The organism is Bifidobacterium pseudolongum subsp. globosum (assembly GCF_000741295.1).
In the GTDB taxonomy this organism is placed as follows: domain Bacteria; phylum Actinomycetota; class Actinomycetes; order Actinomycetales; family Bifidobacteriaceae; genus Bifidobacterium; species Bifidobacterium globosum.
The window spans coordinates 91,877-101,226 of the sequence record NZ_JGZG01000010.1 but is presented as its reverse complement, the minus strand read 5'-3'; the positions used below and the strand labels follow the sequence as shown (position 1 = coordinate 101,226).

The window sequence follows — 9,350 nt, the reverse complement described above, 5'->3', positions numbered from 1 at the left end:
TACGCCCCGGTCCGGTCAGGTCGTCGATCAGTCGCGCATCATCGCGTTCGCCGGCGTCCGCGCCGTCGCACCGGTAGGCGTGTATGACCCTTTGGTAGGCGTCGTGGGTGAGCATGAGGTCGTGGTTGGTCTGGATGGCGAACAGGGTCATGAGTCTGGCACGGCCGCGTGCGCCGAGGTATTCGTCGCTGGTCAGCAGGGCGCGCCTGCAGTCGTAGAGCCTGTCGCCCTTGACACCGCGCCTGCCGGTGGCGTCGCGTTGCAGGCGGCAGCGCACCTTGGTGACGCGGGCGGCGGCCAGTTGCACGACGTGGAACGGGTCGATGACCTCGACCGCGTGGGGCACGACGGATTCGACGGCCTGCTTCCAGCCGGCGAACGCGTCCATGGCGACCACCTCGACGCGTCTTGTGAACTCGCCGCCGCGCGCCTGCATCCATTCGCGAAGCACCTGGGCGGAACGGCCCGGCACGATGTCCAGCAGTCTTGCCGGCCTGCCGTCGCAACGCGGGGTCAGGTCGACGATCACGGTCACGTACCGGTCTCCGAACGCGCCGTGGCGCCACACGTGCTCGTCCACGCCGATCGCGCGCACCGAGGAGAACCGGTCGGCCTGCTCGAGCAGCAGCATGCCCTGCTCGCGCACCGCCCGGTCGACCACCGCCCATGCCACATGAAGCAGCCTGGCGCACGCCGAGACAGTCATCGAGTCCAGGCACGCGCGCCGCAGCGCCCACATCACCGCCGGCACGCTCAACACGCCCCTGCCGGCGCCCACCGCCTCAAGATCATCGCTCCACGAGCGTGAGCACGGCACGCACTCGTAGCGGCGCACGCGCACCAGCAGATGCACCGCGTCGTCGCCGTAGGACACATGCGCCAGCGTGCGCAGCCACGACGAACGCACCCTGGCATACGCGCCGCACGAGGGGTACCAGCGTGCGTCGTGCGAGTCCGGCTCGCACCTGATCTGCCTTAATCCCGGGCCGTCCGGCCTGCCAAGACGCCGCCACGAGAGCACACGAAGACCCATCTCATCCAAACCAAGGAAACGTTGGGGGTCGAACACGATAAACTCGGGTTCAGGCCGTGTTTCCTCATTCAATTTTTCTATCACACAAGCAATGATGAAGCACGGCCCTTACACACTAACTTGAGAAGAGCCTGATATGCTATCCAGTCGATGGCGCTGCTGAATATACGCTATCTGGTAGATTTGCTGCAGGGTGTCGAGGCCGGATTGGCATGTGGGGTTACTGACCGTTGGTGACATGTATCACTAATGGGGAAATTAAGGTATTAAAGATGTAGTCCGATCTGTTCTCTGCTCTTCTCGTCCGTTCCTTTTATTGCTTGATGAAAGCATATTATTGCTAGCCTGTGGCAATGTCTCATTTGTGTAAGATCCCAAGATAATGAAATACCCCTTTAACTAGTGGGGTGTCAATTGTAAGCTTTCCTGTCTCCTTTCTTTCGTCGACAATCTTTCGAATGAGTTCTAGCCATTGATTGTTTGACATATCCGGATTCGCATGCAGTGATTCCATAGTGCGAGTTGCGAGGAAGTCGGCGTCTTTGTCGCTAAGGTCTAGACTCTCTCTCAGTAATTCTGTAATTCCTTTTATATTCTTTTCATATCCTTCTTCTGAGAGAAATTCAGCGAACTTCTGATCCCCCTTCTCTTCTTTGACTTTTTCAAACTCCTTTTCGGAAATCTCTCTCTCTACTTGAATATCTCGATTTATGCATCTATATATATCTGTCAAGTCATTAGATACTTTGAATAGACAGCTGTTCTTCCAATTCTCTGTTATCCATTGCCATATCTGTTGATCATAATTATTCTCACATTTTTTATCGCTCGGATTTGGATTAAGAAGTAAGGTGAGGTCAGGGATGAATTTTTGTGCAAAATTATCTGCGGCAAGCAATCTTGTTAATGCCTCGCTGGCGGTAACTCCGCCCAATGCAACGTATAGCGAGCCTTCTTCGTGGTCAATTTCTGTGACGGCGTGGATTCCTTGTACTCCCTTCACTCCGATTCCTAGATAATCCGCCACATATTGCTCTTCAAGAGTATATCCGTCGGTCTCTCCGAGGAGGAAGGGGAGTGGCTCTCCAACTGTTTCTGCTATCGCCAACATTCTTTCGTATGAAGGAAACGTGTTTCCGTTTTTTCCTAAGTTGCACCAATCGGAGATGCGGGTTTGTCCTCTACTAGGTGCAATGCCGTCTTCTTGCGCCCATTCTGAGGGGAATAAGCCGGGATACGACTGGGCTAGTTCTCTGGCCAATCCAGCCTGAGAATAGCCCTTCTTCTGATAGGCCTTCTTGAATCTGGAGTTCCAGATACTGTAGGTGTCGTTTATTCCTTCCAGTACATATTTTGCTGATTTAGACACGTTCTACTCCTTGAATATAGCTTGTTACCCTTAATAGTAAGCCCAAGCTGAATAAGTTGTTCTTATCCAACACGCAGAAGGAGGATCTCATGTCAGTTACATGGCCATATGCGCAACTCGCCAAAGCGGCAAAGGCCGCGGGAGGGCCTAATTCGTTCTGCCGTGGTTTGGTGGACCTAGGCTACCAAAAAGGATATGCTGCGATGGGCAAGAAATGTATACCTTTTGTCGTGACGGCTGGAACGGTCTTGTACTTGGTGGGGCGATTCCGGGCGACGCGGCAACAAGATCAGACATTATTGCGATCCCAGCAAGAGCAAATGTTTGGCTTGATTCAAGAGACCATACAGGCTCGAATTCGTGAGGCAGAGAACGGCATCGATGAGACTTGCCGCGAATTTGAAAGTGTATCGGATGCATCGAGCAATGTGCAACAAAACAGGATAGTGCAGTACGGTCCTGTTGATTACCAACGTCAGCTGCAAATCGTAAGCAATCATTGGTACGCAGCGAACATGAACTTGGGAGAGCGGGAATATGACCTCGCAGATTTCGCTCATCGGCATGTTCTCGAAGACGTAGCGGCGGCCAACATCCGCATCGGTATGGAGATTGCAGTTGGTTGCATTCTGCGGTTGCATGATGTTCCGGATGTTGACTATATGGACCTATGCCAGAAAATCAGTTCCTGTGATCGGTATATTGAGTCTGATCTCATTGAGCGCATGCACAGGTCTCGTAAGCTGTGTAACAGGTGCTTGCACAGCAGTGATCGTCCAGCCAATACCAAGGAGCGACTCACTTACGCAGCGAGGACACTAGGCACGTTGAAAAGCTATCTGGAAACCTATCTGAATCAACCCCGAAATGATGGGGAAGAAATATAGAATTGGTCGTCAAACTTATCCCAATGCCCTAGATCCCCCACGCCCAACCTACACTTGAACGCAAGCCGCCCCCAATCCAAGGAGAAGCATTGCCACACCAATCATCTCCACTCCCAAAACCGGCGCCCTCGCGCCGTTTCCGCCAGCCTCCCGCGTGGATCACGTGGGTACTCGGCATCATCTTCCTGCTCGACGTTCCGGTGGTTCTTCTCCTGGCGTTTTTCATGTGGTGGGCGGTCACGGACAACGCCCCCGACATTCCGCCGGGCTGCTCATTCATGGATCCGTGCCCCAGCACTCCGGGGGAGTACACGCGTTCGCTCGTCTTCTGCCTCGGGTCGATCCTGCTCTGGGGCATCTTCGTCTACTCCATCTACCGCCTTCTGCTCGCTTGCTTCGATGCTCGTGAATCCGCAGTCTCGCGCCGCACCACGATTGTCGTCACTTCCGCGCTGATTGTGGGACTGTCGGCGGTCGTGCTGTATGTACTGCCTGACTGGGCCCATGGCGGCCTTTTGCTTCCTGAACCGTTTTGGAGTGTCGGGCGAATCGAATCCTACGCGTACTTTTTCGCGGCGTTTCTCTCCACGCTCTACCCCGCGTACTTCGCGGTGCGCGCCCGCTATTTCGCATACGCCGACGCGCGTGCATTGCCGGCCATCGGCGAGACAGATAGCTGACCATGTGACGTTGCTCTTTTGCGAGGTATGCAAAACGGAAGCAGAAGCGCAATGAAACAGCTGCTCCAGCTCGCCTCCGCACTCAACTGATCCGGTAGTGCCCGACCAGCTCCTGCGGAAACGTGCCAAGCACATCCTCCTCGTACTGCTTCTGTTTCGCGCTCACGTGGTGGATGAGCAACGGCAATCCGTCTGTGTTGCGCGTGTCGGAGGCGATGCCGATGTGGTTGCTGTAGACGACGATGTCTCCGCCATGCCATGCACCGACGTCGGTGGTGTCTGTCGTGAGGCTGATCGCATGCGCGGCGAAATACGCGTTGAGTACGGGGACGCGGCGGAAGTCGATGTTGGCATCAGGCGTGTCGATCGCGTACCGCTCGGGGTGGGCGAGTATGTCTTCATGCACGAGGGTCATCAGATCGTAGCCCGCTCCGCGCAGGGCGGCGCCTACAACGTCGGTGCACACGCCGTGCCCGTCGTTCGGGTAGCCGGTCGCGTAATACTCGCTTTTGTATGCCGGTTTTGTGGCGATGTAGGCGCGCGCGTTCTGCAGAATGTCGCTTTGGTCGTCGACGCCGTCGCCGTCCTTGCCGACTGAGCTGGTGTATGGGGCGATGCTTGGCGCTGGCTGCCGCGCCGACCTGTCTTCGTCTGCGGCGCCTATTGTGCTCCCGCATGCCGATGCCAACGTGCAGGCGGCGATGAGCGCGCTTATCGTGATGATTCTGGATAGCTGGTGCGCCATATGGATGTCCTCCTCCGCGGTGCCCTTCGCTGGCATCTGTTATAGCACGCCCATGGCCTTTGGGAAGTGGCGGTAAATCAGTGAGTCGTAGCCACCGCAAAGCTGATTTCACGCTTGTGTCCGGATTCAGAGTCACACATGCCCTGATTTGTACCGCAACAACCTCGCATTTACAGAAAGTTCCACGTGGAACACGGTGAAACACTGGAGAATCGCTGCCCCGCCCGCATGCCCGATGCGCGCTTCACGCTGCTATGCTGAAAACCATGATCGGGGAGCGAACGGCAAAGGAGCCAGCATGGGCAATGCAAATACGTATGACGGCAAAATCATCAAGGACCCGTTTGAATTACCCGAGTTCGTCAACTGGCTGCGCAGGTCGACGCGTGACACCACGTGCGTGCTGCTGTCGCAGGATACGCACGGCAATCCGCATGTCCCACTCGACCAGATGCGCAAGACCGTCGGCTCGCGTGCCGTGACGGTGGTGCTTGACAATGCAGTGCAGCAGTCGGCGCGCAATCAACTGGGCATTGTCAATCCGCACCACGGCGCGGCGCGCATCTTTCCGCCCGGCGACGCGTGGTGTGACGATTCCAGCATCGTATACTGTGTGCTCTCCGCGCTGCCTCCGCAAGAGTTCCTCGCGCGCATCGACGATAAACTGAATGCGCTCGCCTCCGCGCAGCGTAACAAACCCGCCGCGGCTCCGCGCGTCTCAGCGCCAACGCCCACTCCTCGGTACAACGCAGCTGCCGCGGCCCGAGCCAAGCAACACGCCGAGGAACCGAGTCTCGCCGATGTCCGAGAGGACCACAAGCTGTTCCGCATAGACGCCGCGTATGCGCCGCTATGCCGCGACGCCATCCTCTCGCCCAGTCGGCAATACCCGTGCATTCTTGTGTCGCTCGCGCCTGAAGGTGCCGAGCCGTATCTGAACGTGCCTGAGTTGCTCCGTGAAATCGAGAATGACGCCGTCGTATTCGAAATCGCGGACAGGCAGGCCGAAGACTGGCTGCGCGAGCATCTTCCGCCATGGGCGCGCGCGTACAGCGGCGCATGCCGTTTCTTCTATCCCCGCAACGGTTCCGCCCGCATGTATTCCGACTTGCACCGCATGAACGATCGCGCCGACAGTCCCCGCGTGGTCGCCGCGCTCGCCGAAGCGGTGTGGAATACGGCGTATCCCGGTGGTTACAGCGTAGGCGGAGCTGGCAGTCCCAGCGAAGAAGACGACGCTGCATCGGCCAGCGAAAACACCGGCCGCGCACACGCGCCGCAGCGCGCACTTGTCTCCGGCGTCGTCGAGATGGTGCTCGATTCCGCGGCATACGTGCGCGCGGAAGACGAGCGCACGCCGCGCAAAGCGACAATGATCGAGCTGCCGCGCACAATCGTGGAAACACAGCCGCTGGAAACACTGCTGCGCAAAGGGCAGCATGTGCGCGGATATGCGGCGGGGACAGGCGAGTTCGAGATTGTGCCGGAATGGAACAATCCGCACGATGCATTGCGCGCGTACGTGCCCGGGGTCACTGTCGCGGGCCGCGTCACGTACGTGTGCAAAGACATGCTCAAGTTCATGTTGTATCCGGCGCTCGCGGATTCGCCCGCGGTCGAGGTTGTGGTGCGCGGGCCGGATCTGTTCGCCGGTACGGCGGTGAATACAGACGCCGATATGCGCCCCGTGTTTTCGCGCGGGGCGACAATCGCGCTGCATATCGAGGAGCGCGACGCGGGGGAATGGCTGTTCTCGCTGCCGTCGCCGGCGGATACGGTCATCGAGCCGCCGAGCGTGCTGCCCGAGGGGCCGGCATGGCTGCCCATGGCGGACGCGTTGGCGTATCTGTCGCGCCTGCACACGCACAGCACGCTCGCCGATGTGCCGGTCGAGTCGCTGCTTGAGACGGTGGATTCGGTGCCCTCTGCGCAGACGACGATTCGCACGATGCACCGGCAGCTGACCGAGGCGCAGGCCGAAAATCGTCGGCTCGAGCAAGCCAACGAACAGCTGCGCGCAGAAAACGCGGATCTGACGAAGCGCAATCGTGAGTATGAAAAGTCGATTGGGGAGGCCAATCCGCTCGCGGTGTTCAGTGGGCGGTTCGCCTCGGCGCGCGAGGAGCTCGACTGGCAGTTGCGCGCGCAGTCACTACTGCAGTTCACCGTCGAGGAGCGCGAGCGCCGGCCGTTGGCGCAGTGGTCGTATGCGGATGGATTCTTCGATTCACTCGCGGAGTGTGAACACGGGGATATGTCGCGATGGTCGCTCATCCGCACAATGCTGCTTGTGCTCACCGGCAAAGAGACGCTCAACGGGCTGCGGCAGCATCAGCTGCGCACGGGCAGGGGCGGTGACAATCCCGGGCGCAAAGACGAGCACGGCAATACCATCTACCGTTGCAATGTGCACGGCCAGTACCGTCTGCACTTCACGAGGGGCGGGGTGGATCGTGTCACGTTCCTGTCGGTGAACACGCACGACGATCTGCTGCTGTAGCGTACACTACGTGCGCGTGATTCCTGCGAGCCAGTAGTTACATATGATGGTCATCGTGCGTCTACGCTGTACTGTCGCTGGGCTGCAGCGAGCGCTTACCATCGTTCATCATGTTTTGTTGGATGTGGTTAACACATATGACCTTGAACGGCTATGTGGTTTTCCGATTGCTGTTATTGTGCCTTTTGCAATGAGCGATGGCATGGCCTGGCGCAAGGCGCTTAGTGACTTACCGGTGATATCTGACAACTCTCTCGTAGTCAGGCTTACCTCCTTCTCGGATTTTTGGAAAACATCCAGAATAGCCGCCTTTGCGGAGAAGTTGTCGTAGTCAGTACTTAGAGGGTGCGTTTCGGTTTTCTTGTCCATGGTGGGATGAGTGGTGTGGTTGATTCCTTTAACCATAAGGACAAAAACATCCTTTTGTATCTCCTGCACCATGTTGAGCTGCTCCAATGCATGGAGGCGGTCGCGGATATCATCTGAATCATATTTCAAGCGATTGCGAATCTCATGGACATGGGAAGGGCCGAATTCACGGAGTGTGAGGAGAAGTGCCTCATTTTTGCGGGATGTGAGCAATCCTTGTTGCTGAATCCATTGCTGATTCATGCTCAATTCAGCGCCACTGCGCCAAAGCGTCACCGTAAAACTATCTGCAGAAGCTTTGAAATCTGGCTTTCGTAGTGCCCTTGATTCCATTTCATGAATCATGAGCTCAATTCCGGTTCCTTGCCCCTCCACGGTGGCTGCACCCGTATGAGGTATTTCTGCATTTTGTACCAAACGCATGAGTGCACTATTGCGACACATCGAACGTCCATCATTGAGTGTTTCCAGCGTTTTCCCGCCCCATAGGCCACCTGGATTGGTGATTTCCACTCTGTCCGAGTAGATATCCACGCTGACGGGTTGCCCTTGGGAATAGGGGTGGTATTCTTTGTGGATGACTGCATTGGCTACGGCTTCACGCAAGACTTCGGGAGGAATTTCAGGTAGATCACGTCTCCCACTGCCTTCAACTACCGAGTAGGTGCGGAGGTTGCGGAGGGTGACACTAATGGCCTCATCAATCATTTCGGGAATTGTGCCCTCGCAGATAGAGTGATCCAGAAATCGAGGGGAACCAGCCTCTGCTTTTCTGGTTCCAGCATGCGCTGCAACATCAATAACAAGTTGTGGATAGAATTGTTGGGGATACTTCCCTGTAACTAATAGGCCTGCGAATAATACTCTGCCTTGTTTATCTGTGATATGAATTCTGCTCAGCTTCTCTTCTTCGGAGGTAGTGCCTCGCAAACGAGACAATATACTTTGTATACTTGTCTCATCCAAATCTGTGACGTCAGCACGTTCTACGATTTCCATCTCAGTGTTACTTGGTTTGAGGACGTTCTGTAGCTCATATACTTCGTCTGGATCCAGCGGTACGTCTTTATCATCGCTTCTTTTGTAGCTTCCCTGTGCGATTCCTTTGGATAGGACGTAATAAGGTTTCTGGTCCGGCTGACTCTCATAGATCTGGACGACAAGTACCTGTTTGCCGTCAAGTGATTCCCGGCGTATTTGGTGAGCAGGAATAGGATGAATCTTGACGCCGTTATTGCTTCCATCGCCAATGCTTTCACAAAACTGGTCGAGTATTTTCTCGATGTTGAAATCTTTGGGTACAGTGAAACCTGCATTTTCATCGATTCCCAGCAGTAAGGTCCCACCGTTGGTATTGGCAAATGCACTGACGGAATCCCAGATATTTGCGCTCAGTTTTTGCTGCAGCTCTTTGCTTCATAATCGCCATCATCGGTATGTTGTTGGCGTAAACGCTCAATTGCTTCTGAAAAAGATTCGTTGCGGATTGCCATAGGGGCCCCTTTCGGTGCGGCGCCTTCGTGTGTCAATGGCATTGCGTGTTTTGGTGTGGTACTTACTTGGATAGGTGTGTACCTACTGCTCAGGATTGCTACCGTCATGTGTCCCTAACGTATTGGTATGGTGCATCTTTTCTTTCTATCTGAAGCAGGCTGGCAACGATTTGCGTGAAATCAACTCAGCTGATGAAATCTGTGTCTCTTAACTGTGCCGCTGTGTAGAAAGTGGTAGGTGCCGTGTTCGCGTAGATAGTCGCGCATGTAGGGC

7 protein-coding genes and 1 pseudogene are annotated in these 9,350 nt (G+C 55.9%); 3 read left to right on the top strand and 5 right to left on the bottom strand.

All coding sequences use genetic code 11. The features are described 5' to 3' along the window. Together BPSG_RS07145 and BPSG_RS07140 are read right to left on the bottom strand one after the other, a co-directional pair. Positions 1–1,105 (bottom strand): ISL3 family transposase (locus BPSG_RS07145; protein WP_462138072.1); only part of this gene is annotated, 1,105 nt, incomplete at its 3' end. A 286-nt stretch (positions 1,106–1,391) separates the two neighbouring features. Further along, on the bottom strand, positions 1,392–2,402 hold the full coding sequence (locus BPSG_RS07140) for a helix-turn-helix domain-containing protein (RefSeq protein ID WP_152595144.1): 1,011 nt from the start codon (positions 2,400–2,402) through the stop codon (positions 1,392–1,394). Between the two features lie 89 nt (positions 2,403–2,491). Between BPSG_RS07140 and BPSG_RS07135 the strand changes: the two genes are divergently transcribed. Both BPSG_RS07135 and BPSG_RS07130 read left to right on the top strand, forming a co-directional pair. After that, positions 2,492–3,289 (top strand): hypothetical protein, encoded by a 798-nt coding sequence (locus tag BPSG_RS07135; protein ID WP_033502268.1) that lies wholly within the window; start codon positions 2,492–2,494, stop codon positions 3,287–3,289. A gap of 89 nt (positions 3,290–3,378) precedes the next feature. Then, complete coding sequence (locus BPSG_RS07130; RefSeq protein WP_026643762.1) at positions 3,379–3,969, top strand: hypothetical protein; 591 nt, start codon at positions 3,379–3,381, stop codon at positions 3,967–3,969. Between the two features lie 82 nt (positions 3,970–4,051). Here the strand turns inward: BPSG_RS07130 and BPSG_RS07125 are convergent, their stop codons facing one another. Then, a complete protein-coding gene (locus BPSG_RS07125) occupies positions 4,052–4,714 on the bottom strand; it encodes a DUF1287 domain-containing protein (protein ID WP_051894177.1) in 663 nt (220 codons plus the stop codon). Between the two features lie 298 nt (positions 4,715–5,012). Between BPSG_RS07125 and BPSG_RS07120 the strand changes: the two genes are divergently transcribed. Next, positions 5,013–7,214 carry a hypothetical protein gene (locus tag BPSG_RS07120; protein ID WP_026643763.1) on the top strand — a complete coding sequence of 734 codons (2,202 nt, stop codon included), beginning with the start codon at positions 5,013–5,015 and terminating at the stop codon, positions 7,212–7,214. Positions 7,215–7,322: 108 nt separating this feature from the next. On the opposite strand, the gene BPSG_RS08500 is transcribed toward BPSG_RS07120, so the two are convergent. Both BPSG_RS08500 and BPSG_RS08950 read right to left on the bottom strand, forming a co-directional pair. Next, positions 7,323–8,582, bottom strand: coding sequence for an ATP-binding protein (locus BPSG_RS08500; protein ID WP_080699250.1), 1,260 nt, complete (start codon positions 8,580–8,582; stop codon positions 7,323–7,325). 114 nt (positions 8,583–8,696) lie between these two features. Continuing rightward, positions 8,697–8,918 (bottom strand): annotated as a pseudogene (locus BPSG_RS08950) (ATP-binding protein); the annotation flags it as partial. Positions 8,919–9,350: the final 432 nt, after the last annotated feature.

Coding starts and splice junctions, on each gene's coding strand:
- BPSG_RS07135 (WP_033502268.1), top strand. CDS start 2,492: ATGTCAGTTACATGGCCATATGCGCAACTCGCCAAAGCGGCAAAGGCC.
- BPSG_RS08500 (WP_080699250.1), bottom strand. CDS start 8,582: ATGGAAATCGTAGAACGTGCTGACGTCACAGATTTGGATGAGACAAGT.
- BPSG_RS07125 (WP_051894177.1), bottom strand. CDS start 4,714: ATGGCGCACCAGCTATCCAGAATCATCACGATAAGCGCGCTCATCGCC.
- BPSG_RS07120 (WP_026643763.1), top strand. CDS start 5,013: ATGGGCAATGCAAATACGTATGACGGCAAAATCATCAAGGACCCGTTT.